Source organism: Clostridium luticellarii (assembly GCF_002995845.1).
Taxonomy (GTDB): Bacteria; Bacillota; Clostridia; order Clostridiales; family Clostridiaceae; genus Clostridium_B; species Clostridium_B luticellarii.
This window is the reverse complement of the sequence record NZ_PVXP01000006.1, coordinates 1-26,012: the sequence shown is the minus strand read 5'-3', so window position 1 is coordinate 26,012 and position 26,012 is coordinate 1. Positions and strand designations below refer to the sequence as shown.

Annotated in this window: 25 protein-coding genes and 1 riboswitch; of the genes, 2 read left to right on the top strand and 23 right to left on the bottom strand. The window is 34.9% G+C overall.

The window, feature by feature from the left end; genetic code table 11:
- Positions 1-54: 54 nt before the first annotated feature.
- From dapA to pckA, 5 genes are all read right to left on the bottom strand, one after another.
- Positions 55-936 carry a 4-hydroxy-tetrahydrodipicolinate synthase gene (gene dapA / locus CLLU_RS03650; RefSeq protein WP_106008225.1) on the bottom strand — a complete coding sequence of 294 codons (882 nt, stop codon included), beginning with the start codon at positions 934-936 and terminating at the stop codon, positions 55-57.
- A gap of 41 nt (positions 937-977) precedes the next feature.
- Entirely contained in the window at positions 978-1,973 is a 996-nt protein-coding gene (locus CLLU_RS03645) for an aspartate-semialdehyde dehydrogenase (protein ID WP_106008224.1), read from the bottom strand.
- A 247-nt stretch (positions 1,974-2,220) separates the two neighbouring features.
- Positions 2,221-3,054 carry an undecaprenyl-diphosphate phosphatase gene (locus CLLU_RS03640; protein ID WP_106008223.1) on the bottom strand — a complete coding sequence of 278 codons (834 nt, stop codon included), beginning with the start codon at positions 3,052-3,054 and terminating at the stop codon, positions 2,221-2,223.
- A 252-nt stretch (positions 3,055-3,306) separates the two neighbouring features.
- Complete coding sequence (locus CLLU_RS03635; protein ID WP_106008222.1) at positions 3,307-3,840, bottom strand: GNAT family N-acetyltransferase; 534 nt, start codon at positions 3,838-3,840, stop codon at positions 3,307-3,309.
- 62 nt (positions 3,841-3,902) lie between these two features.
- The gene (gene pckA, locus CLLU_RS03630; protein WP_106008221.1) at positions 3,903-5,489 is read right to left on the bottom strand and encodes a phosphoenolpyruvate carboxykinase (ATP); all 1,587 of its coding nucleotides are present in this window, start codon (positions 5,487-5,489) and stop codon (positions 3,903-3,905) included.
- A 418-nt stretch (positions 5,490-5,907) separates the two neighbouring features.
- Between pckA and CLLU_RS03625 the strand changes: the two genes are divergently transcribed.
- Together CLLU_RS03625 and CLLU_RS03620 are read left to right on the top strand one after the other, a co-directional pair.
- On the top strand, positions 5,908-7,215 hold the full coding sequence (locus CLLU_RS03625) for a MurT ligase domain-containing protein (protein ID WP_420536064.1): 1,308 nt from the start codon (positions 5,908-5,910) through the stop codon (positions 7,213-7,215).
- A 33-nt stretch (positions 7,216-7,248) separates the two neighbouring features.
- Entirely contained in the window at positions 7,249-7,992 is a 744-nt protein-coding gene (locus tag CLLU_RS03620) for a type 1 glutamine amidotransferase (protein WP_106008219.1), read from the top strand.
- Positions 7,993-8,074: 82 nt separating this feature from the next.
- On the opposite strand, the gene CLLU_RS03615 is transcribed toward CLLU_RS03620, so the two are convergent.
- The 18 genes from CLLU_RS03615 to CLLU_RS03540 all read right to left on the bottom strand — a co-directional run bounded on the left by CLLU_RS03615 (position 8,075) and on the right by CLLU_RS03540 (position 25,793).
- Positions 8,075-8,992, bottom strand: coding sequence for a DMT family transporter (locus CLLU_RS03615; RefSeq protein ID WP_106008218.1), 918 nt, complete (start codon positions 8,990-8,992; stop codon positions 8,075-8,077).
- Positions 8,993-9,246: 254 nt separating this feature from the next.
- Positions 9,247-10,368 (bottom strand): sodium ion-translocating decarboxylase subunit beta, encoded by a 1,122-nt coding sequence (locus CLLU_RS03610; RefSeq protein WP_106008217.1) that lies wholly within the window; start codon positions 10,366-10,368, stop codon positions 9,247-9,249.
- Positions 10,355-10,516, bottom strand: coding sequence for a hypothetical protein (locus tag CLLU_RS18835; RefSeq protein WP_170065727.1), 162 nt, complete (start codon positions 10,514-10,516; stop codon positions 10,355-10,357). The genes CLLU_RS03610 and CLLU_RS18835 overlap by 14 nt, the downstream gene beginning before the upstream one ends.
- Positions 10,517-10,572: 56 nt before the next feature.
- Complete coding sequence (locus CLLU_RS03605) at positions 10,573-10,962, bottom strand: biotin/lipoyl-containing protein (protein ID WP_106008216.1); 390 nt, start codon at positions 10,960-10,962, stop codon at positions 10,573-10,575.
- Positions 10,963-10,982: 20 nt separating this feature from the next.
- Positions 10,983-11,303, bottom strand: a complete 321-nt coding sequence (locus CLLU_RS03600; RefSeq protein ID WP_106008215.1) for an OadG family transporter subunit — start codon at positions 11,301-11,303, stop codon at positions 10,983-10,985.
- A 24-nt stretch (positions 11,304-11,327) separates the two neighbouring features.
- Entirely contained in the window at positions 11,328-12,869 is a 1,542-nt protein-coding gene (locus CLLU_RS03595; protein WP_106008214.1) for an acyl-CoA carboxylase subunit beta, read from the bottom strand.
- Positions 12,870-12,897: 28 nt separating this feature from the next.
- A complete protein-coding gene (gene mce, locus CLLU_RS03590; protein ID WP_106008213.1) occupies positions 12,898-13,305 on the bottom strand; it encodes a methylmalonyl-CoA epimerase in 408 nt (135 codons plus the stop codon).
- 1 nt (position 13,306) lies between these two features.
- Positions 13,307-14,263, bottom strand: a complete 957-nt coding sequence (gene meaB, locus CLLU_RS03585; RefSeq protein WP_106008212.1) for a methylmalonyl Co-A mutase-associated GTPase MeaB — start codon at positions 14,261-14,263, stop codon at positions 13,307-13,309.
- Between the two features lie 11 nt (positions 14,264-14,274).
- Positions 14,275-14,673 carry a cobalamin B12-binding domain-containing protein gene (locus CLLU_RS03580; protein ID WP_106008211.1) on the bottom strand — a complete coding sequence of 133 codons (399 nt, stop codon included), beginning with the start codon at positions 14,671-14,673 and terminating at the stop codon, positions 14,275-14,277.
- Positions 14,674-14,700: 27 nt separating this feature from the next.
- Entirely contained in the window at positions 14,701-16,365 is a 1,665-nt protein-coding gene (locus tag CLLU_RS03575) for an acyl-CoA mutase large subunit family protein (protein WP_106008210.1), read from the bottom strand.
- Between the two features lie 16 nt (positions 16,366-16,381).
- Positions 16,382-17,905: an acetyl-CoA hydrolase/transferase family protein gene (locus CLLU_RS03570; RefSeq protein ID WP_106008209.1), complete on the bottom strand. Its 1,524-nt coding sequence runs from the start codon at positions 17,903-17,905 to the stop codon at positions 16,382-16,384.
- 226 nt (positions 17,906-18,131) lie between these two features.
- The gene (locus CLLU_RS03565) at positions 18,132-18,452 is read right to left on the bottom strand and encodes a DUF3870 domain-containing protein (protein ID WP_158255872.1); all 321 of its coding nucleotides are present in this window, start codon (positions 18,450-18,452) and stop codon (positions 18,132-18,134) included.
- A 108-nt stretch (positions 18,453-18,560) separates the two neighbouring features.
- A riboswitch (cobalamin riboswitch) is annotated at positions 18,561-18,735 on the bottom strand.
- A gap of 11 nt (positions 18,736-18,746) precedes the next feature.
- The gene (gene clpB, locus CLLU_RS03560) at positions 18,747-21,341 is read right to left on the bottom strand and encodes an ATP-dependent chaperone ClpB (RefSeq protein ID WP_106008271.1); all 2,595 of its coding nucleotides are present in this window, start codon (positions 21,339-21,341) and stop codon (positions 18,747-18,749) included.
- A 121-nt stretch (positions 21,342-21,462) separates the two neighbouring features.
- Positions 21,463-22,734 carry a helix-turn-helix domain-containing protein gene (locus tag CLLU_RS03555; protein ID WP_106008207.1) on the bottom strand — a complete coding sequence of 424 codons (1,272 nt, stop codon included), beginning with the start codon at positions 22,732-22,734 and terminating at the stop codon, positions 21,463-21,465.
- Between the two features lie 27 nt (positions 22,735-22,761).
- On the bottom strand, positions 22,762-24,060 hold the full coding sequence (locus CLLU_RS03550; RefSeq protein ID WP_106008206.1) for a helix-turn-helix domain-containing protein: 1,299 nt from the start codon (positions 24,058-24,060) through the stop codon (positions 22,762-22,764).
- 164 nt (positions 24,061-24,224) lie between these two features.
- Positions 24,225-24,377, bottom strand: a complete 153-nt coding sequence (locus tag CLLU_RS18590) for a YtxH domain-containing protein (protein WP_146127588.1) — start codon at positions 24,375-24,377, stop codon at positions 24,225-24,227.
- Positions 24,378-24,481: 104 nt separating this feature from the next.
- Entirely contained in the window at positions 24,482-25,423 is a 942-nt protein-coding gene (locus CLLU_RS03545; protein WP_106008205.1) for a YkvA family protein, read from the bottom strand.
- 154 nt (positions 25,424-25,577) lie between these two features.
- Entirely contained in the window at positions 25,578-25,793 is a 216-nt protein-coding gene (locus CLLU_RS03540; protein ID WP_106008204.1) for a P-loop NTPase family protein, read from the bottom strand.
- Positions 25,794-26,012 lie beyond the last annotated feature (219 nt).

The following is a 26,012-nucleotide window of genomic DNA, read 5'->3' as shown; positions in this document are numbered from 1 at the left end:
TTGAAAAAATAAAATTTTCTATTTACACAATATTCTCAATAATTTATTCTATTTTTATTTCAAAAGTCCATAATTTTTAAGCTCTGATTTCACAATTTCCAAATTTCCTTCTGACATGCTGCAAAGAGGAAGTCTCAGATCTCCTGCATTCATTCCCAAGATATTCATGGCCGTCTTTATAGGTATAGGATTGGTTTCCACAAACATGGCATTCATTAAAGACAGAGCCTTTAGCTGAAGGGTCAACGCTTCTTTCACATTTCCCTTCAAAAACAACTTACACATATCATGCATGTCTTTTGGAATAATATTGGCAAGTACCGATATAACACCTATTCCACCCAGGGAAAGTATAGGTATGGTCTGATCATCATTTCCCGAATACAGATCAATATTATCTCCGCACAGTGCCTTTACTTTGGCAATCTGACTTATATTTCCACTAGCTTCTTTCACAGCGGCAATATTTTCTACGCGGCATAATTTTTCCAGAGTTTCAGGCTTTAAATTGAGCCCGGTTCTGCCTGGTACATTATATATGACCACAGGAGTTTTTATACTTGAAGCCACTGCCTTAAAATGCTCCACCAACCCCTTTTGCGTAGTCTTATTATAGTAGGGTGTGATCACCAGAACCCCATCTACACCTATGCTTTCTGCCCATTTGCTCATATCTACGGCAGCCTGGGTACAATTACTTCCTGTTCCTGCAATAACAGGAATTCTCCCTTTAACGGTATCTACAGTAAACTTTATAGTGTCCTTTCTCTCTTTTTCAGTCATGGTAGACGCCTCTCCGGTAGTTCCACAGATTATTATCGCATCAGTACCGGATTCAATGTGCCACTCCAATAATTCCTCTAATTTTTCAAAATCAACTCCATTGTCTTTAAATGGAGTAATTATAGCAACCCCTGAACCCCTAAATAAACTCATAATAACACCTCGTCATTAAAATATTTAATAAAATACATCAATTATCTTTCATTTTTGATTATACATTCTGCTATTTGAACAGCATTGGTAGCTGCACCTTTTCTTATATTGTCTGCCACCACCCATAGATTAATTCCACTTTCCAGGCTAAAGTCTCTTCGTATTCTTCCCACAAACACTTCATCTTTTCCAGCAGAATCCAAAGGCATGGGATATACTAGATTTTCAACATCATCTTTTAATATTATTCCGTCATATTCACCATATAGTTTAAATATATCTTCTATGTTGAAATTCTTCTTAAATTCTATATTTATACTCTCACTGTGCCCATATGCCACTGGTACTCTTGCCGTAGTAGCTGTAATTTTCAAAGCATCATCATGCAGTATTTTTCTGGTTTCATTTATCATTTTCATTTCTTCCTTAGTATATCCATTGTCCATAAAAACATCTATATGCGGAAGTATATTTCCTGCTATTGGATAAGGAAATTTTTTAGGTGGATTTCCCTTATATCCTTCTATGAGATCGTTGTATCCACCCATACCAGCGCCAGATACAGCCTGATATGTAGAATACACTATTCTCTTTATGCCATACTTGTCATAGAGAGGCTTAATGGCTACCACCGCCTGTATGGTAGAGCAATTTGGATTAGCTATTATTCCGCTGTTCCACTCTATATCCTCCGGATTCACCTCGGGAACTACCAGAGGCACCTTTTCATCCATTCTCCAGGCACTACTGTTGTCCACAACCACTGCTCCATATTTTGAAAATACAGGAGCAAATTTGAGACTCACGCCCGCCCCTGCTGAAAACAAGGCAATATCTATTTTTTTATTTTTTACGTTTTCCTCATTCAACTCTTCTACTGTGAAATCCACATCTTTAAATTTCAATACCTTTCCGCTGGATTTAGCAGAAGCATATAAATATAAATTTTTTATTGGAAAATTTCTTTCTTCCAGTACCTGAAGAAACTTTCTTCCTACCATTCCAGTGCATCCCACTACTGCTACATTATAATTCATGTTAGTCCCTCCTAAAATTTATAAGATTAATTGCGAATCCCATTTATCCATTAAATTTAACCCTATTAAATATTCTACACTAAATCGCTGAAATATGTTAATAAAAATAAATATTATTTAGAATTAAAAACAACAAAATCTGCATTTCATATATGCTAATCCTGCATTACTTAATTCATATATATTCATTAATGAAGCAAGTCATATCGCGGTTCATTATAAAATATACACTCATATACATTTATGCCTAAACATTTATAACTTTTGTAAAAGCCAAAACAAGTACCACTATTCCTATAAATATTCTATATACGGCAAATACCCTCATAGGTTTTTTCTTTAAAAATCCTATGAATTTATCCACAACTACCAGTGCCACTAAAAATGAAACTACAAATCCTATAACAAGCCCAATTATCTGAATGGAGTTCATGGATATTTTAACTTTTATGAGAGACCAGCCGGACGCAGCTATCATAGTAGGTATTGCCAGAAAAAAGGAAAATTCCGCTGCAGCTACATTGGTAAGCCCGCTTACCCAGCCTCCGATTATGGTAGATGCAGATCTAGACATTCCCGGCCATAATGACAGACACTGGAAACACCCAATTTTAAATGCCTGTACAATATTTACATCTTCAATTTTTCTAATACTATTTCCCTTTCTATACCTGTTCTCCATGTATATCATGAGTACACCCCCGAATATAAGGGCACAGGAAACGGTAACGGGATTGAACAATTTTTCCTGAATAATATCATTAAAAATAAATCCAGCAACTGCAGAAGGTATAAAGGCAACCAAAATACTGAACCAGAGCTTAAATCCCCATTTGCCAGGTGCAAGATTTTTAAGGGAGTTAAATATTTTATTCCAGTAAAGAACTACTATGGCCAATATGGCTCCAAGCTGAATTACAATTTCGAACATGTCTATGTAAACTTTGTTATAAGCAGGTGCTTTAAAGTTTATCAGATTTCCCACTATTATCATATGTCCTGTAGAAGATATTGGAAGAAATTCGGTTATTCCCTCCACTATTCCAATAATAACAGCTTTAATAATAAAAATTATTTCCATTATTTCTACTTCCCCTCTTTCTCCTATAATGTGCAGGACATCAAGTATCCTGTCATACTTGCATTTACAATTAATAATGCAATATCACCATTATACTATTATTGTAAGTTTTTTACCAACAAGTGTATTATTAATAAATTGTAACATATACACAATGAAAATTTGCTAATTGAATATATTAAAAAAGGCCGCTGCACTATTTTTAGTACAGCGACTCATTATCAGGTTTCATGAGTAATTTTTATTTGTACTTCAATCAATCAGTAATCCCATTGTTAAAGAATCATAGAATTTTTCATTAATTAAAAAATCTCTTTTTACTATTCCTTCTTTTGAAAAACCAAGTTTCTTATATAAGTTAATAGCTCGTTTATTATCAGTTCTAACTCTCAAATTGATTTTTCGAATTATTTTCGAATTTCTACTCCAGCTGATCAAATACTCTATAAGCTCCCTTCCAATACCATTTCCCCAATATTCTTTAAGGATACTTACTCCAAGCTCACCAATATGAGCAGTTCTTTGTGTTAGCCCTCCAGAGAAGTTCAAATTTCCAACTACTTTTCCATTGATTTCCGCTACAATAAATAATGCATTTTCTTTTCTCAAAGAATTCTCAATAAAGGTTTCTTCCTGCTCAGTACTTATATCTATCTGACCTGTTCCAAAGGTCAAAAAATCTGATTCTCCTGCAATCACATTAAGATACTCTATTAATGCTCTTGCATCAGATTTATTAGCCTTTCTAATTATAACTCTTTTACCATTCACAGATATCTCTTTCATAAAATATATCCCCTAAGTATTTCATAATTAAATCCTGAGAATTATTTATATCAATGCCACACTTATATACGGCTCAGAGATTCAACCCTTGGGCCTGCATTTATTATATTCTGTGAAATGCCTTCAAATCTCTTGAAATTTTCCTGAAATTTTCTGGATAACTCCTGTGCCTTGATATCATAGGCTCTTTTATCCTTCCACATATTTCTCGGATTTAATATTTCATCCGGAACTCCAGGACAGCTTGTAGGCATCATCACTTTAAATATAGGGTGTTCTATAAAGTTCCCATCTTTGAGCTTTCCCTCCAGAGCAGCTTTTACCATTGCTCTGGTATAAGGTAGATCTATTCTCTTCCCAACTCCATATTCGCCGCCTATCCAGCCCGTGTTCACCATATATATTTCCGTATTATGCTTGTTTATCTTTTCTCCCAGCAGCCTGGCATATACTGCAGGATGCATCAACATGAAAGGCTCTCCAAAACATGCTGAAAAAGTGGCTTCAGGTTCAGTTATTCCTCTTTCTGTTCCAGACACCTTACTTGTATATCCTGACATGAAGTGGTACATAGCAGCTTCTTTGGACAACCTGCATATAGGAGGCATCACTCCAAAAGCATCTGCGGTTAAAAATATTATAGCCTGAGGGTTCCCTCCAACTCCGCTTTTTTCCACATTTTCTATATATTCTATAGGGTAGGCAGCTCTTGTATTTTCCGTATATCTGCTGTCATTATAATCAGGCACTCCGCTTTCATCTGCCACTACATTTTCAAGAACAGTTCCAAATTTTATTGCTCCATATATTTCATGTTCCTTTACACTGTCCAGCCTTATAGTTTTGGCATAACATCCACCTTCAAAATTGAACACCCCTTCATCACACCATCCATGCTCATCGTCTCCAATTAATTTTCTATCTTTATCTGCAGAAAGCGTGGTCTTTCCAGTTCCCGAAAGTCCAAAAAATAAAGAAGTTTTTCCATCATCCCCTATATTAGCGGAACAATGCATGGGCATAACATCTTTCTGTGGCAACAAAAAATTCATCACCGAAAACACCGATTTTTTTATTTCACCGCAATAACTCGTTCCACCTATTAATATTACCCTTTTGTCAAAATTTATCAATATAAAAGCTTCCGAATTGATCCCATCATTTTTTCCGCAGGCTTTAAAGTCGGGTACAGCTATTACATTGAACTCTGGATCAAAATTCTTCAGCTCATCCAGGGCTGGTCTCCTAAACATCTGTGTTGCAAATAGAGCCTGAGAAGCTTTTTCACATATGACTCTTATAGGCATCGAATATTCACTTAATGCACCTACAAATCCATCAAATACAAAGATATCTCTGTCCTGCAGATAGCTCAATACTCTGTTATATAGTCTGTCAAAAGTTCCTTCATCTATGGATAAGTTTGTATTACCCCAATTTATCTTATCCACTATACTTTTTTGTCTGACTATGAACCTGTCTTTGGGAGATCTTCCTGTATACTTTCCTGTGTTAATCATCAAGGCTCCCTTATTAGATAAGATGCCCTCGTTCCTTTTGATTGAAAGCTCTATAAGTTTTGCTGGCGGTAAATTTCTATACATAGCCCTATATCTGTCGATATTCAAATACGTCAAGTCCATATTCATATTCTTTTCCCCCCCCGAATAGTCTTATAATTATATATTATACTATTTATAGAAAAATGCAACAAAAAAATTATATTTTTTTCATTATATAGATTTTTTGGATTAAGGCTTGCAATAACATATTCTTTATTTATAATTAAATATTATTATGCTATTCTAATTTTATATATGATACATTATATCGTGAATTAAAAAATTCTTATATGCGAATTAAAAATTTCTATTTTTTGATTTTTCCATCTTATATATATAATTTATGGGACCTTTTTTTGTTTTTCTAATGTAAAAAGCATCGTATTGTATTATAATATTTAAGAGTTAATTTACATAAGAAACGACATAATATTTTTTTATTTACATAAAGGTGGTGTGAAAAATCAATATAAAATCTTTTTTTAGTATTATTATTTCCAAGGCTATAATAAAGTTGTCAAAATTGTTATTTAAAGGTGGAAGTAATTTCCCTGGCAAGGTTGCATTGAAACTTGATAAGAATATCTTAAAAGTCATATGTAAAAATTATAAAATTATACTTATAACCGGCACAAATGGGAAAACCACTACTACCAGCATGATATACAACATATTAAAGGATACCGGAAAATCTGTGATAACAAACAGTACAGGAGCAAATATGATTACGGGTATAGTTGCCTGCTTTGTGGAAAATTACTCATTTAAAAAATGCTGCGAAACAAATTATGCAGTCATAGAATGTGATGAAGCAAACGTATCTTTTTTTACAGATTATATAACTCCGGAAGTTATAGCAGTTACCAACTTGTTCAGAGATCAGCTGGATAGATACGGTGAAGTCTATACAACTTTGCAAAAGATTCTTCAGGGTATTAAAAAGGCTCCCTTGACAAATTTAGTTCTAAACGGTGATGAATCACTGCTGGGAGATTTGAATGTGCCAAACAGAACTATTTACTATGGCTTCAACTGTTCCCCCACTCGAGATAAGGAGGTATCTATAAACGCAGACGCTAAGTTCTGCAAAAAATGTAAAAGCCCATACAAATATAATTTTCTTACATACAGCCATTTAGGCGATTACTATTGTGAAAACTGCGGTTACAAAAGACCTGATCTGGATTATGTCCTGGATGAGATTAAGTTTCAGACTCCCGACGGCTCTTCAGTAGTGATAAACGGAGAGGACTATTACATAAATCAGCCAGGCATATATAATATGTACAATGCTCTGTGTGCCTATTCTGTAGCCGTTGTCTGCGGGATATCAACCTCTCATATATATAATTCACTTAAAAAACAGCAAAGTGCTTTTGGAAGGCAGGAAAGCATAGAAGTAGGCAGCAAAGAAGTGAAAATAATACTGGTAAAAAACCCTGCCGGTTATGATCAGGCTATAAACACTATAAGCCTTGATGACAGAACTTTCAATCTGGTGGTACTTTTAAATGACAATTACGCAGACGGAAGAGATGTATCCTGGATATGGGATGTTAACTTTGAAAGGCTGTCTTCTCTGAGTATAGATAAAATAATGATATCCGGCATAAGACTCTATGATATGGCCGTAAGGTTAAAGGTCGCAGGCCTGCCGGAAAAAAATTTTATAATCTGTAAGACTTATGAACAACTAATAGAAGAAGTAAAGAATTGCGAATCAAATACTGTATATGTACTCGCCACTTATACTGCCATGATAAGTTTGAGAAAGTTTCTCAATTCTAAAGGTTATATCAAAAAATTATGGTAAAAATATTCAAATCAATAGGGAGTGTGATATAAAATGGAACTTAACATATGCCACTTGTATCCTGATCTTTTAAATGTATATGGCGATTTGGGAAATATTCGTATTCTAAAATACAGAGCCCAGCAGCGTGGAATATCCGTAAATATATTCAATGTATCTCTAGGTGATATTTTTGATGACTCCAGTTATGACATAACTTTTTTTGGAGGCGGACAGGATTATGAACAATCCATAGTATCAGAGGATTTGACCAAAAATAAAAGGGAAGGCATAATAAATTATATAGAAGGAGGAAAAGTATTTCTGTCTATCTGCGGTGGTTATCAGCTTTTAGGCAAATATTACTGCACTCCAGATGGTGAAAAACTTCCAGGCCTCGATGTGCTGAACATACATACCGAAGGTGGGAGCAAAAGGTTCATTGGAAACACAGTGATCTACAATAAAAAATTCAACGAAACCTATGTAGGATTTGAAAATCATTCGGGAAAGACCTATATAAATGACTTGGAACCTTTTGGAAAAGTCATTTCAGGTTATGGAAACAACGGTGAAGATGGTCTTGAAGGATGCATCTATAAAAACTGCCTCTGCACCTACTTTCACGGTTCTCTTCTCTCCAAAAATCCTGAGTTGGCAGACAGACTCATATACACAGCTCTTTCAATGAAATATAAAGAGGTAAAATTAGAGCCCCTGGATGATACATTTGAAATGAATGCTAAAAACTTCATAATAAAAAGGGAAACTAAAAATAAGAAAGATCATATTTCATAATATGATCTTTCTTTATATTTAGAGTCACCTGATTATCTATTGCAATAACCTATGCTGCTCTATTAATCTAAAATTACACACACTAAGCTTTCTGGGATTGTATTCTCTTTTCTTTTTTACCTGAGCTCATTTTAACATAAGAACCTGCAATTATACATATTATACCTATGATCATATTCACCTTTATGCTCTCGCCCAATATAATTATAGCAAAAATAGTGGCCAGTGCAGGCTTTATCAAAAATACCATGGATGCAGTTATTGCCGAAGTTTCCCTTATAGCACCCATATAGCATATATATCCGATTGCCTTTATGAAAATACCCATGTATAATAATACCAGTATGTTTTGCAAAGTTATTCCTGAAAAGATCGGTCTGCCAGTTGCCACGAGAATAATCAGCAGTGCCAGTACTCCGAAACAGAATCCAAAGAAATTGGAAACGTATCCTCCGTATATATCAACCCTCTTCTTGCTGTACACTGTATAAAAAGACCAGCTCACTGCAGAACCGAGTGCAAAGATCATTCCTATAATATCCCTGGAATTTCCAAGTCCTCCTACAATTTCTGAAGGGTTGAGTATTATTACGGCACCAATTAAAGAAACCACCATGGATATAAGCGTTCCCTTTGTAATTTTTTCCTTCAGCATGAAATATGCAAAAGGTATTGAAAATACTGCATTTAAGCAGTACAGAACTGCTGCAGTGGATGCCTTGGTGTAGGTAACTGCAAACTGGAGCAGCACCATTGATACAGTAACTGCCGATATACCGCAGATGGCAAAATATCTTAAGTCATCAGCTTTTATTTTCAGTTTTCTGGCTTTGATATCCTTGGTGGCCAGAGGGCATAATATTATGGCCCCTATCAAGAAGGCAATGAACATGACCTGAAATGGATCCATACTGCCTGTCTGTGCTAGAATTCTTCCTGCAACTTCAGCGGTGCTGTAGAAAATGGCAGTTAAAATTATAAATATATATCCTTTTTTCATTTTCTAATCCCTCCCCAAAATATAAATTGCACATTGCTGTTAACGTTTTCCTTATAATATCAATATAATATGCTGAATTATCTTGAAATTTTGTTTCTATCACTTTTCTCCACTTACAGATGGAAGTACAGAATTATGATACATAAAATTTTTTCTGCTATTAACCTGTGAAAACATAAAAATTGGATCCGTACTGCATATAAATAATATACAGTACGTGTATTTAATTTAAACTTTTAACTGCATCCTCTGTATTAATGGGGAATCAAAGTTATAAGTATTCCACCAGCTATCGCAGTTCCAAATACACCGGCCAGATTAGGACCCATTGCATGCATTATAAGGAAATTATATTTATTTTCCTGCAGTGCTACATTATGTGAAACCCTAGCTGCAATTGGAACCGAAGCTATACCTGCAGATCCAACAAGAGGATTTATCTTTCCATGTGACAATTTGCACAAGATCTTTCCTCCCCAGATACCTCCTGCAGTACCTGTCATAAAAGCTACAAGTCCAAGTACTATTATCTCAAGCGTTTTTACTGTAAGAAAAGTATCTGCTCCCATTCTTGAACCTATAGATAATGTCAGCATTATGGTAATTACATTCATAAATGAATTGCTGGCAGTTTTGGCAAGTCTGTCTACAACTCCACATTCCTTAAATAAATTTCCAAGCATCAGCATGGTTATAAGTGGTGCAATTGGAGGAAGCAATAAGTCAATTATTATTGTTATAAGTATTGGAAAACAAATTTTTTCCCTTTTGGTTACTGCTCTTGACTGCTTCATCATTATATTTCTTTCCTCATGAGTTGTGAGCCATTTCATAATTGGCGGCTGTATAAGCGGCATAAGTGCCATATAGGAATATGCCGCCACAGAAATCTGTGCCATCAGATGAGGCGCCAATGTCTGCGTAACATATATGGCCATAGGTCCATCTGCTCCACCTATTATTCCTATAGCACCTGATTCAGCTAATGTAAAGTGAAGTACTTTAGCTCCAATGATTGCTATAAATATTCCCACATGGGCAAATGCACCCAGTACCATGAGACTTGGATTTGCAATCATGGGTCCAAAATCTGTCATGGCACCCACCCCAAGAAATATAAGTGGTGGAAAAACAACCTTTTGAACTCCTAAGTAAAAATAACTGAAAAGTCCGCCTGGTTTAATAAGTTCATTGCCAGGTACATTTGCAACTATACATCCAAAGCCTATTCCTACAAGTAAGAAAGGTTCATATTTTTTAACTATGGCAAGGTAAATGAACACTATACCCAGAATAATCAAAAATATATTTCCAATTGATAAGTTTATCAAAGACGTTGAATGCCACATTGAATTAAGTGCATTAAGTATTATCATGTTTTTCCCTCCCATGAGAATTAGAGTGAATTTTATTAATCAGTGGGAGTAATTTTAAAATCAAACCTATGACATATAGGAAAAAAAGCAGCAGTATCATATCTATTATGGAAATAAGAACTGCACCTGTAACAGAATCTGTTATCATCTTTCTACCTCCCTATTTCAAATTTAAACTATAATTAGATATTGTTAATAAAGGTGCTATTTTAATACTGCCAGAGTATCTCCTGTATTTACTGAGGTTCCTTTTGTAACTACTACTTGTGCTACAGTTCCACCTTTTGAAGCTCTTATCTCATTCTGCATTTTCATGGCTTCCAGTATAAAGAGGACATCATCCTTTTTAACTGTGTCTCCTTCTTTTATCTTTACATCCAGCACTGTTCCCGGCATAGGGCTTGTAACTGTCTCTCCGCCGCTTACTATTGTTGGGGCTTTTTTCACAGGTGCGGCCTTTTTAGGCGCAGGTGCTGCTTTGGGTGCAGATGCAGGTGCTGCTGGAGCTTGATAAGTGCTGGATGAGCCTTCAGTTACCTCATCTACTTCAACTTCATATGATTTTCCATTTACGGTAATATTAAATTTTCTCATAATTCATTCTCCTTAACAATTTAAATTGCCTTCATTTGTTCTTGACGTCCTGCAGTAGTCCACGGCGAAGCAGCCGTACCTACTCTTTTTATAGTTTTTATATATATACGGGAAGTGGAAGTTTCTAAAGCTGCCGCTACTGCAGCCGTTATAACAGCTACCAGTTCCTCCCCGTCTTCATCTTTCTTTTCTTTTTCTACTAAAGTCTCTTGCTTTTTTTCTTTCTTTACAGTTTTACTCTCTGCATTGCTGCCCTTAGGTGGCTTGTAATGTGCGGGAGTCACCTTAAACAGCAATAGCATACAAGCAACTGCAACTATCAAGATCAATAAATTAGACATACAAAACCTCCTCCATATACCTTTTTATACAGGTATATTGCCGTGCTTTCTTGGATGATTGCTTTCTCTCTTGTCCTTCAGCATCTCAAAGGCTGCTGCCAATCTCTGCCTGGACTCCGATGGAACTATTACATCATCCACATATCCTCTCTTTGCCGCCATATATGGATTAGCAAAATCATCCTTGTATTCCTGTACTCTTGCACGTCTTTCAGCTTCCGGATCAGCTGCAGCTTTAATCTGTTTTTTAAACACGATATTTGCTGCGCCATCAGGTCCCATTACAGCTATCTGCGCGGATGGCCAAGCATATACTATATCTGCTCCCAGATCCTTGCTGCACATTGCCAGATAAGAACCACCATAAGCTTTTCTCACAATTATGGTTACCTTTGGAACTGTAGCTTCTGAATAAGCATAGAGCATTTTTGCACCATGCCTGATTATTCCACCATATTCCTGATTTGTACCCGGTAAAAATCCTGGTACGTCAACTATATTCAAAAGTGGAATATTGAAAGCATCACAGGTCCTTATAAATCTTGCAGATTTATCCGAAGCATTTATATCAAGACACCCTGCCAGCATTTTAGGCTGATTGGCTATTATTCCTATACTTCTTCCATTTATCCTTCCAAAACCTGTTATGATGTTCTGAGCATATTTTTCCTGTACTTCGAAGAAACTTCCATTGTCAACTACTTTATTTATTATATCCTTCATATCATAAGGCTTATTGGGATTATCAGGAATTATGGTATCAAGTTCAGGAATCACTCTGTTTAAATCATCTTCCGTCTCAACTTCAGGAACACTTTCCATATTATTAGAAGGAAGGTATGATAAAAGCTTCTTTACTTGCTCCAGCGAAGTCTTTTCATCAGGAGCTTCAAAATGTGCAACTCCCGATCTTGTGTTGTGGGCACTTGCTCCGCCTAATTCCTCCACAGTTACTTGTTCTCCTGTGACTGTCTTCAAAACCTGAGGTCCTGTTATAAACATCTGGCTGGTATTGTCAACCATAAATATAAAATCAGTAAGTGCTGGTGAATACACTGCACCACCGGCACATGGCCCCATTATCATGGATATCTGCGGTATTACACCGGATGCCTTAGTATTCCTGTAAAATATGCTTCCATACCCTGAAAGAGCATCTACTCCTTCTTGAATTCTAGCTCCACCTGAATCATTTATTCCAATTACAGGCGCTCCTGTTTTTATGGCTAAATCCATTATGTTGCATATTTTTTTAGCATGCATTTCTCCAAGTGCTCCACCTGTAGAGGTAAAATCCTGAGCATATACATAAACAAGTCTTCCGTCAACTGTGCCATATCCTGTTACTACACCTTCATCAGGTATTTCAACTTTTTCCATCCCGAAATTAGTGCACCTGTGGCTTACAAATACTCCAACTTCGACAAAACTGCCTTCATCCAGCAGGTATTCAATTCTCTCTCTGGCAAACATCTTTCCTTTTTTATGCTGTTTGTCGATTCTAACCTGGCCTCCACCCTTTTCAATCTTTTTCTTATCGGCTATAAGTTTACTAATTTTGCTCATATCTTTCTCTCCTTAATAATTAAAATTATTATCTCTGGCAGAGTTCCAAAAGTACACCTTTTGTGCTCTTTGGATGCACGAAAGCAATTTTTGCACCGCCTGCACCATCCCTAGGCTTTTCATCTATAAGTCTTATACCCTTTTCTTTAAGCTCTTCAAGTGCTGCTTCTACATTATCTACTCTAACTGCAATATGCTGTATTCCTTCTCTTTTTTTCTCAATGAATTTTGCTATAGGGCTGTCTTCACTTGTAGGTTCAAGAAGTTCAAGTTCACTTTCTCCAAGAGGTATAAAAGCTGTTATTACCTTCTGGGATTTTACCTCTTCAGTACCTGTGCACTTAAGTCCCAAAACTCCTTCATAAAATTTCAATGATTCCTCAATGCTCTTTACAGCAATTCCAACATGGTCTATTTTTTTTAAATCAATACTCATGTTATTTTTCATCTCCCATTTGAAAATTTTTATATAATAAATCAGAGGCAGTATAAGGATCTATTTTTTTGTTAAAAACATCCTCCACCAATTTTTTAAGCATGCCTGTTTTATCATCCAGCTTCAGAGCAGACTTTAAAAGATTGCTCTGAAGTATAGAAATTATTTTTCCTCTTAAATTGGATTTTGTTCTTTCATTTAATGAACCATCTGAATACATTTTGTCATAACGCTCGTTTATAGTAGAAAACAACTTGTCAATTCCATCATTATTTTTTGCAGTTATATTGAGTACAGGATTATCCTGCATTTTTTTATTACTGAAGCTTAGCATGGCCTCTATCTCTGCTGCTGTACGCTGGGCTCCCTCTTTATCTGATTTATTGACTGCAAAAATATCACCTATCTCCATTATTCCGGCCTTCATAGTCTGTATATCGTCTCCCAGGCCTGGAACCATTACCATGACCACTACATCGGCCACTTTTACTATATCCACCTCCGACTGCCCTACTCCTACAGTCTCAATGAATATATAATCCATACCAAATATATCCAGTATATTCACAGTTCCATATACGGCATCTGAAAGTCCGCCAAGGGCACCTCTTGTTCCCATACTTCTTATAAATACGCCGGCATCGGTATTGAGATCTCCCATTCTTATTCTGTCGCCAAGTATTGCTCCATGAGAAAACGGGCTGGTGGGATCTATAGCTACAATTCCCACTTTTTTATTCTGTTTTCTAATAAGTTTCGCAATCTGATCTGTCACCGTACTTTTCCCAGCTCCCGGAGGGCCTGTTATTCCTATAACCTTTGCCCTACCGGTAAGATGGTACAAATCCTTCATTATCTCCAGTGCACTGCTGTCTCCGTTCTCAAACATGGTTATGAGCCTGGCTGCAGCTCTTTTATTACCATTTACAACACCAGTTTTAATATCCTGAATATTCATATACTCACCTTTTAATTCAATTTAACATTTTTCTTGATGAAATCTATAGTTACCGATGTCTTGGTTCCAGGTGTAAATATAGCCTTTACTCCTGCTTTCTTAAGTCCGGGTATATCCTCTTCAGGTATAACTCCTCCTCCTATTACAAGTATGTCATCTGCACCTTTTTCCTTGAGCAAATTTACTACCTTTGGAAACAAGGTATTGTGTGCACCTGAAAGTATGCTCATTGCCACACAATTGACATCTTCCTGTATTGCTGCTTCCACAATCTGATTAGGTGTCTGCCTAAGTCCTGTATATATAACTTCCATTCCTGCATCTCTAAGTGCTCTTGCTATTACTTTAGCACCTCTGTCATGTCCATCCAGTCCAGGTTTTGCCACTAAAACTCTTATTGGTCTATCCATAATATTTAAATCCTCCGTTCAATTTATTTATTTATATACTCCAAATACTCCCCTTAAAACGTCACATATTTCTCCCAGGGTAGCATATTGTTTTACAGAATCAATTATGAAAGGCATCAGATTGTCTCCCTTTTTAGCTGCGTTCTCAAGTGCAGTGAGTTTTTCACTTACGGCCTTAGAATCTCTTTCAGCCTTTAACTGCTGCAATTTCTCCTTTTGTCTCTCTCCTACAGAAGGGTCAACTTTCAGAAGTCCCTTTGGCGGTTCTTCTTCTATCTGGAACTTGTTCATTCCAACAACTACTTGTTCTCCGGATTCTACTTCCTTCTGATATTCATAGGAGCTGTCTTCTATTTCTTTTTGTACATACCCTTTTTCAATTGCCTTTGCTGCTCCGCCAAGTTCATCTATCTTCTTTATATACTCCATTGCCTTCTTCTCTGTCTCATCAGTCAAAGCTTCCACATAGTAGGAACCTGCCAGAGGATCAATAGTATCTGCTGCACCACTTTCATAAGCTATGATCTGCTGAGTTCTAAGTGCAACCCTTACTGAATCCTGGGTAGGAAGTGCCAGTGCCTCATCCTTTGAATTGGTGTGAAGGGATTGTGTACTTCCGAGTACTGCTGAAAGTGCCTGTATTGCAACTCTCACTATATTGTTGTCAGGCTGCTGTGCTGTAAGAGTGCATCCACCTGTCTGAGTATGGAATCTCAATTTTAACGATTTAGGATTCTTTGCATGGAATCTTTCTTTCATAATTTTTGCCCATATTCTTCTTGCTGCCCTGAATTTTGCAACCTCCTGGAATAATCCGTTGTTTGCATTGAAGAAGAACGACAATCTTGGTGCAAATTGATCCACATCAAGTCCTGCTTTTATAGCAGCTTCTACATAGGCAATTCCATCAGCAATCGTAAATGCCACTTCCTGTACAGCTGTTGACCCTGCTTCTCTTATGTGATATCCCGATATGGATATTGTGTTCCACTTTGGAAGATTCTTTGAACAGAATTCAAATATGTGAGTGATGAGTCCCATAGAAGGCTGAACCGGGAATATATAAGTTCCTCTTGCTACATACTCTTTCAAAATATCATTTTGTATGGTGCCTTTCAATTTATCTGGAGTTACTCCCTGCTTTTCTGCAACTGCTATATACATTGCCAGCAGTACTGAAGCTGGAGCATTTATGGTCATGGAAGTACTTACCTTGTCCAATGGTATTCCGTCAAAAAGCGTTTCCATATCTTTCAGTGAATCTATGGCAACTCCAACTTTTCCAACTTCCCCTTCTGCCAGTTCATGATCTGAATCGTAACCTATTTGTGTTGGAAGGTCAAAAGCCACACTAAGTCCTGTCTGCCCCTGTGATAAAAGATATTTGTATCTTTTGTTTGATTCCTCTGCAGTAGCAAAACCTGCATACTGTCTCATTGTCCAAAGTCTTCCCCTGTACATGGTAGGCTGAACACCTCTTGTATAAGGATATTCCCCTGGAAATGAAAGTTCTTCATTATAATCGATGTCTTTTACATCCTCTGGTGTATAAAGTCTCTTGACTTCTATACCTGATGTTGTCTTAAACGCCTTTTTTCTCTCTGGAAATTTTGCAAGAGCTTTTCCAAGAGTTCCATCTTCCCATTCTTTTTTCTTGGTTTTAACTTCATTAATTTTTTCTTCCTTAAACATTTTCTAACCCCTTTCTTTATTCTTCTGAATTTGATTTATCAGTCTTGATTTTCATACTTCCAGTTTTCTCAAATCTCTCGTGCCATGACAGTGCTTCATTGAGTAAAACCGGTGTGTGAATATTCTTGCCTTGACTTGCTCTCTTAAAGTAATCTTTAAGGAATGGTCTATAATAAGGATGACTGCAATTTTCTATTATGACTTTAGCCTTTTCCTTTGGAGACAATCCTCTTAAATCAGCTACACCCTGTTCTGTTACTATTACATCCACATCATGTTCTGAATGATCACAGTGAGGCACCATTGGAACTATTGAAGATATAGCACCATTTTTAGCTATCGATTCTGTAGTAAATATGGAGATATAAGAACTCCTTGTGAAATCTCCTGAACCGCCTATTCCATTCATCATTCTGGAACCCATTATCTGACTTGAATTTACATTGCCGTATATATCGGCTTCTATGGCCGTATTCATAGCTATTACCCCAAGTCTTCTTATTACTTCCGGATTATTGCTTATTTCCTGAGGTCTCAATATAAGTTTCTTTCTGTATTCATCAATTTTTTCATAGAATTTTTTCTGTCCCTCTTCAGAGAAGGAAACTGATGTAGCTGAAGCCACTGAAATCTTACCTTCATCCATCAGGTTAAATACCGAATCCTGTGCAACTTCGGTGAATACCTGAAGATTGGTAAACCTGGATTCCTTTAGCCCTGCAAGTACTGCATTTGCAACAGAGCCAACTCCTGACTGAAGCGGCAGCAAATTCTCAGGAAGTCTTCCCTGCTTAACTTCATTTTCAAGAAAATCTATCAAATTTCCAGCCATCTTCCTGCTTGTTTCACTTATTGGTGCTACGGTTCTTATATTATCTTTTATATCACTGAAAACTATACATTTTATTTTTTTAGGATCTGCCACTATATAATCTGTTCCTATTCGGTCTGCTGCATGAATTATAGGTATTGGCTGTCTAAAAGGCGGTTTTTCAGGGATATATATATCATGTGTCCCTATAAGTGAGGTTGGCTGTGTTTCATTTATTTCCACAATTACAATATCTGCATTTTTAACATAAGTAGGTGCATTTCCCACAGATGTAGTTGGTATTATATATCCCTCTTCAGTTATACCAACGGCTTCAACTATTGCTACATCGATTTTACCCATGAATCCATAATCCACCATTTGTGGAGACATGCTGAGATGCGCATCTACATATTCAATTTTGCCTGCATTTATGGAATTTCTTACATCCTTATGTGTTTGATACGGAAATCTTTTCTTAATTGCACCAACTCTCGCCAGTTCTCCATCCAGCTCATCACCTACAGAAGCACCTGTGTATAAATTGATTTTAATTTTTTCGCCATCTTTCACCCTCTTTGCCAGCGCTATGGGTACTGATTTAGGATATCCAGAAAATGTAAAACCGCTTGTTCCCACAGTCATGCCATCTTTTATAAGCTCGGCAGCATCATTAGGTGTTCCTATGCATTTTAGAAGTTCTTTGTTTTTTATTCTATCCGTAATCATACTATCCCCTTCTTTACTCAATAATTAGCATAAATATATCTTAAAATATAGTATTTATCAGATTTTTTAATTTATACTCCTCATTCTCCCTTCTTTCTTATTCAAATATATTAAAATCAAAAAACGACATCAGTATATATATTAATATACCAATGCCGTTATTTTTATTAATTCTATGTAAAGGGGTAACCTTTACATCATAATAAAATGGCAACTTGTTAAATTTTTATCTTCTATCTACCATTATTCTATACTTTTCATAGCAATTCGTCAATACCGCTATAAAAGATTTTTTTGCCATTCCAAAATAATTATCCTCTACGTCAGCTATTATCTCATCAATATCATTTAAATCTTTGTTTACCAATAATTCCTTTGCATATTTTTTAGCTGTATCCGTTACAAAAGAGCACTCTGCATCCAATATTCTGCTGGAATATCTATTTAGAATAATTCCTATGACAATTTCTCCGCCATAAAGCTGGCTTGCCGTTATTCCCTTTGGAAGCTTTGCATACCCCGTAATAAATATATTATCTTTTTTCAAAAAAACATACCCCCCTAAAAATATATATATTGTCATAAAACCCAATGTAATAAATTCAAAACACAATTTACAAATTTAAAACATATAATTTTTCCTTTCCCCCGAAGAAATCAATATATATATTAGGCAGGCTTCCTGGCTCAGATTCATTTTACTCCTTAGTCTTCCCGGACATACATCCAGTGACATGATAAAGTTTCATCCTCCATACAGTAGCGGTGGACTGCAGTATTTGACTTTTCCTTTTACTTATTAAAATAACACCTAATTAAATATTTACTTTTAACAGATTTACTATATCCTTACTATCTCAAATTTGTCTTTATAATCCACTCTTATGTTGCAGCCTCCATAAATATCGCCTTTGATTATTTTCTTGGCAATAGAAGTTTCAAGAACATTTTCCATATATCTTTTCAAAGGCCTGGCTCCATATACCGGATCATATCCTTCCGATGCTATAACTTCTTTAGCCCTGTCGGTTATCTCTATATAGATATTCTTGTCCTTTAACCTGTTCTCTATATCTTTCAGGAATATATCTATTATAGATTTAATTTCCTCCGTATTCAATGGCTTGAACATTATTATATCATCAAGCCTGTTCAAAAATTCCGGTTTAAACTTCAACTTCATATCATTCATTACCCTGTCTCTTACATTTTTGTCTATTCCCACAGCACTTTTATTTTCCAGCAGATAGCTGCTTCCTATATTGGAAGTCATGATAATAATGCAATTCTTAAAATCAACCACCTTGCCCTGATTATCCGTGAGCCTTCCATCATCCAGTATTTGAAGAAATATATTAAATACATCATTATGTGCTTTCTCTATTTCATCAAATAATATTACACTATAGGGTTTTCTTCTGACTGCCTCCGTAAGCTGACCCCCTTCTTCATACCCTACATATCCTGGAGGAGCCCCTATGAGCCTTGAAACAGAATACTTCTCCATATATTCCGACATATCTATTCTAATTATATTCTCCTCACTGTCAAATAAAGTTCTGGCAAGAGTTTTGGCCAATTCTGTCTTACCTACACCTGTAGGTCCCAGGAATATAAACGAACCTATGGGCCTCTTTGGGTCCTTCATTCCTGCCCTTGCCCTTATTACAGCATCAGAAACCGCCTTTACAGCTTCCTCCTGTCCTATAACTCTTTTTGAAAGCTCATCTTCCAGCTTAACAAGTTTTTGTCTTTCTCCCTCTACCAACCTGGTTACAGGTATACCAGTCCATTTGGACACTATCTGCGATATCTCCTGTTCTGTAACTTCTTCTTTTAACATAGCATTTTTATTATTCTCTTTTATGTTACTCTCGCTTGCTGCTATTTTCTTCTCCAACTTAGGTATGACTCCATACTTCAATTCTGCAACTTTGTTCAAATCATATTCCCGCTCTGCCTTTTCAATTTGTCCCTTTGCCTCATCCAGCTGCTTTTTCAAATTTCTAACTCCTGTTATGTTGGATTTTTCCCTTTCATACCTAGCTGTCAATTCATTATCTTTGTCTTTTAAATCATTTAATTCTTTCTCCACTGTTTTAAGTCTTTCCACAGAAGCGCTGTCTTTTTCCTTTGACAATGCCTCCCTTTCAATTTTCAACTGAAACAACTTCCTTCTCACATCATCCATTTCAGTGGGCACGCTGTCAATTTCAGTCCTTATCATGGCACAAGCTTCGTCAATCAAATCTATGGCTTTATCCGGCAGATATCTATCTGTTATATACCTGCTGGAAAGTTTTGCTGCTGCCACTATGGCAGAGTCATGAATTCTTATACCGTGATATATTTCAAATTTTTCTTTAAGTCCTCTAAGTATAGAAATGGAATCCTCCACAGTTGGTTCATCTATTACAACCGGCTGGAATCTCCTCTCCAGTGCTTTATCCTTTTCTATATATTTTCTGTATTCATCAAAAGTAGTAGCACCAATACAGTGAAGTTCCCCTCTGGCAAGCATTGGCTTTATCAGATTTCCTGCATCCATGGAACCTTCTGTCTTTCCAGCTCCAACTATGGTATGAATTTCATCTATAAAAAGTATTATTTTGCCTTCACTTTTTTGTACCTCTTTTAAAACAGCTTTCAGCCTCTCTTCAAACTCTCCTCTAAATTTAGCTCCAGCAATTAAAGCACCCATATCCAGGGAAAATATTATCTTATTCCTTAATCCTTCCGGTATATCTCCTCTTATAATCCTCTCTGCCAGTCCTTCCACTATAGCGGTTTTTCCTACTCCTGGTTCCCCTATGAGCACGGGATTATTTTTAGTTCTTCTTGAAAGTATTCTAACCACTCTTCTTATCTCATCATCTCTGCCTATTACAGGATCTAACTTGTTCTTTTTCGCTTCTTCAATTAAATTTCTACCATACTTAACCAGTGCTTCATAAGTTCCCTCCGGATCCTGGGTATCAACTTTTTGGTTGCCTCTAACCTGAGACAGTGTTTCCAGAAAAGCACTTTTTGTTATATTGAATTTTTTTAGTATCCCATCTACATCCTCAGAATGGATTTCCATAATGCTGAGCATCAAATGCTCTACACTTATGTAGGAATCCTTAAAATTTTTAGCTATGCTTTCTGCTTTTACAAAAACATCTTCAAATCTCCTGGCAGCATAAAGAGAGCCTCTCTGTGCCCCTTCACCCAATACTTTTGGCATCTTATCCAAGACATTTTCAGTCTCATTTACAAGTGACTTCACATCTACAGACATCTTGCCAAATATATTTGGAATCAATCCATTCTCATCAAATACCAGAGCCGAAAATAAATGAATTACATCTATCTGCTGATGATTGTATCTTACAGCTATAAGTTGTGCTTCATTTATTGACTGCTGAGCCTTTACTGTAAGTTTATTTATATCCATAACCAACAATATTGTGCAAACCTTAATTAAATAAGTGTTTACACAGTTCCTCCTTCTCAGTTTATTTTAATTTAGTATTTACATATATGTATATCTTCATTTGAATTTTTCAAAATAGATTTTAATTAATTAAAGAAAGTTCATACTTTTCCCTTAAACTGATAGCAAAAGTAAAATATTTAATGGACTCAGGCACATTATTCATTTTATAGTACATTTCACCCATTTCCATATATCGGTTATATATTTCCTTATTAGTTCCAAACTTGAGTAAATTATCTAAAGAAAGGTTCATATACACTTCCCCCTTTATATAATTGCCTTCTTTTAATAATATTGACGCCTTATAATAATATGCCTTTTCTATAAAAGCTATATTATTCAAACTTATAGAATAATCCAAAGCTATGTCGCATACACTGCCTGCTTTTTTCAGAATTTCGTTTTTTAGCAAAACATCCACGCCTACAAGCACAAAATCCACTAATTTTTCCATATCATCTTTGGGATATATATTCAATGCTCCATTCAAATAATTCAGTGCCGTTCGTTTTTTTCCCAGGCCAAACAATATTCGGGAATAATCAAGCATTGCTTCGGATTTTCCTTTAAAATTATTTCCATATAACTCATATACTTTCTTTTCATATTTGTGAAATTTATTTATATTCATTTTCAATGAGAGTACAGCAAATACATGGTATATCCGCACATCTTCTATATTTTTCTGTAAACGGTGTGACAAATTCATAATTTTGACTGCCAATTCATACGCACTATCATAATCCTTCATAAAAATATAACATACGTCTTTATAGTACATGGCCCTTAATAAATATTCATTATATCCATTTTCTCTGCAAATTTGTATTACATTATCATAATAATTCACAGCCTGAAAAAATTCTTTGGAGATATAAAAATATTTGGCAATATCCATATAGTAAATCGATGCCATTTTACTAGAAAAGCACTTCTGAAGATATTCATAATAGGCGGAAATCATAAGTTGTATTTTTTGAAATTGGTTTTTATTTAGGTAATAATTAAAAAGAATATGCATTATTTTAAAACATATGTCATTATAAGAATATTCTTCAGCAAATTTTAAATTATACCGAAGTATTTTTTCATAATTCTCGGTAGGAGGATTTTTTAATATATCATTTATATTCTTGATTATTTGACTTTTAACATCCTGCATTAAATATCCGATATCGATTTCCAGCTTGCCTGCCACGAATTCTAAAATCCACTGCTCAGGCTTTATTTTGCCATTTTCTATGCAGCTCATTTTTGAAACAGAAATTTTATTATCACATAACCTTTTTAGTGTATATCCCTTGTATATTCTAGCCCTCTTAATTCTCTCACCTGTAGAAAGTATCTCCATAATTATCACCCATTTTTTATTTGAAAGTCACTTAATCATTCCAATCTTCTTAAAATTTTCAACACCTTCATTTAAATATTTAGCAGCTTCCCTGTCTAAATTATTTTCTATATAAAATTTTCCCAATGTTATTGATATTTTAGCGGCTTCCTCTACATAATCCATATTCTTTGCAAAATTCAATGCCATAATCAATGTATTTTCTGCTTCCTTCTTATTGGACTCCAGCATATCTACTCTAAATTTCAACAGATAATAATCCACTAAAGTTTTATTATTGCCTTCGTCCACTTTGTCCATTATTTCTTCAAGAATTTTTTTTGAATTCTCAACATCCTTCAATTTTATATAATTTTCACAAATATCTATAAGCGTTGTAATGATACCGCTGTCCTTGAGTTTTATTCTCAACTCTTTCGCCTTGTTTAAATGAATAAATGACTCTTCAATGTTGTCAAACTGATAAAAAAGTTTTCCCAAATTATTTTCAATCTTTGCAATATTCATTGTATCCTTTAATTTTTTATATACTTCCAGTGCCTTTCGGGAATACTTTATGGCGTTATCCACATTACCCTTTTTACTATACTCTTCCGCCAGTAAAAAAAGTGTACTGGCATATTCCTTCTTATTGTTCATATGATTAAATTTTTCTTTTGCCAGGTAGGAATAGTTTATAGCTTGATCTGTATTTTCCAGTTTGAAATTTGCACACGCTATATAATAATATATTTCTCCCAGCAAAAAATCATTTTCCATCTTATTTTCATTATATATATTTTCTGCCTGCTGGAAATAACTGCAGGCAGAATTATAAGATTTCAATCTCATTGTAATCTTACCCAAATTAATAAATGTTTTTATAGTTTCTTCATACTTATTGTTCTTGATGAATATTCCATTGGCCGTCAGAAAAATCTGCTGTGAGATTGTGTAATTACCCTTCATCATATAGATCTTACCTCTTAGATATAAGTTTCTTGCTTTTCTATATTCCAGATCATACTTTTCTGCAAAGTATAAGGCTTTTTCAATATATTGTTCCGCCTGAATTAAATTTTCACTTATTATATAGGATTCAGTTATATTTTCAAAATAAATACAAATTTTTTCCGCTTGAGTTTCCTCTGATTCCATCAAATACTCAATGGAAGTCTTTAATTCTCCAGCCAAATATTCCAGAAGATCCATGCTTGGATTTGACTTTCCTGATTCTACCAAACTTATCTGACCAGGCGTAATTCTATCTCCTGCTAAATCCTTTAAGGTCATATTCAATTCTTTTCTTCTTTTTTTTATTTTTTCTCCTAAAGAAAGTATTTCCATGATTCACTCTTCCTCTGCATATACCACTGCAACTCACAAATTTTAACCAGATTAAAATTCCTATAAGTATTTATTTTATTATACCATATTTTTAATAACAAAAGAAAATCTTTTAAAAAAATGATAATTTCAACAATGTTGAAATTATCATAATACATTAAACATCACTTCATCCAGTTTGTCATTTCATCTGCAGTATTCTTTAAATTTCTTGAAGCCCTCTTTATTCTTCTTTTATTGGATCCTCTCAGTCCGGGCACTGCCATCATACCAACTGCAGCTCCAATTATTGCACCAGCTATAAATTTTCCACGCATTAATATCCTACTCCTCTCTTGATTTTACTAAAATATTTATTTCTAATATAATGGAGATCTGATTATATTAAATAGGATATGCAAATTTGATTTTTTTAAACAGACTAATTTTCACAATTACTTACAGGACGGGATCTAAATATATTCCGAATCTGTTTTAAAATCTTTGATATATTTTTACCTTCCAATATTTTTGTAATATATTCCACTGCTTCTTTCGTAATTAAAATTATATTTTCTTCTCCCGGCCAATTATCCATTATAATTTTTTCGGGTATTTCATCTATTACAATATTAAGTGCAAAAAATGCTACGGAGATATCATCTATTTTACCTACAAAAGGTATAAAATCAGGCAATATATCTATGGGGCTTGCCAGATAAGCTGTCAGCGCGGTCAACATAATCTTAACTTTTAGCTTCACTCTTTTATCCCTGAGCAGCCTCCAAAATAGTGTTATTATATCCGGGACAAGCATCCCATATTCTATAATTTTTTCATATTTGGATGGTACTCTGTGAAGTATTTTTTCTCTAAACCTGTGATAACCTCCTAAAATGAATGGACTTTTTTTCTTTTTTATATGAGGAAATTTTTTCTCTTTTTCATATTTTATATTCTCTGCTTCTATTTCCAGTGCTTTAGGCAAGATTTCCATTCTGGTCAATTTAAGATTAAAATAAGGTATGAGCTTTATAGCTAAATTCAAATCAACATTTACGTTGTCTCCATCCACATTTATTCCATATGGAGAAAAATCCTCCAATATTTTTTTTACAGCAATATTTTTTACACTCTTCAGCATTTTCAATTTATAAATTTTCAAATCAAATATTTTTAAATTTATAATATTGTCTCTTACATTTCCCAGTCCTATCTTAACCTGAAAAGCAGTATTTATCTTTCTCTTATAACTGCCATTTATTATAAGCATATCTTGTATGCTTATGTTCTCTATATGCAATCCTTCTATTTTTAGGTAGTCCTGGACTATGCTGAGTATATCTTCTTCACTTAAAATAACTTTTGCTGCAGACACTTTCATATATGATTTTCCCTCCTTATTATGATATATTACAACCCCTTTTAATTATATATTAAAAACCAGATGCTTTGCAATTTTCAGCAAAATAATTAATAAAAACCTGCCAAAGCTCCCTGCAGTCATTTAATTTTTTCTTTCTTTCATATACCATTTTTCAAAAAAGATGCTGTTTTTTTCCAGCTCCCTCTACAATATTATCTCCATATCCTAAAATACTTAAAAGCTTTATTGCATTTTGAGTAGTGGATTTCCCATAGTAAATTTTGTAATCAAATAATATTACATCTTCTGTGATATTTTCCTGAAAATAATAATTTTTAAAATAATCTTCAAGTATGCAGGTAAGTTCTATATTCTTTTTAAAAAACAAACTGCTGCAAAATCAAATTGCAGCAGTTTTTATTAATTTGTTATATGTTCTAGATAAACAGGAATTTATTCATTTAGAAATCAACTTTCTTTCCTTCATATATATACTGGAATAATTTTTTCATCTCTTCTTCAGTTATTTTTGCAGGATTAGCTCCTGTACAAGCATCTTCCATGGCATTATGAGATATTCTATCCAAATTATCTTTGAAATCAGTCT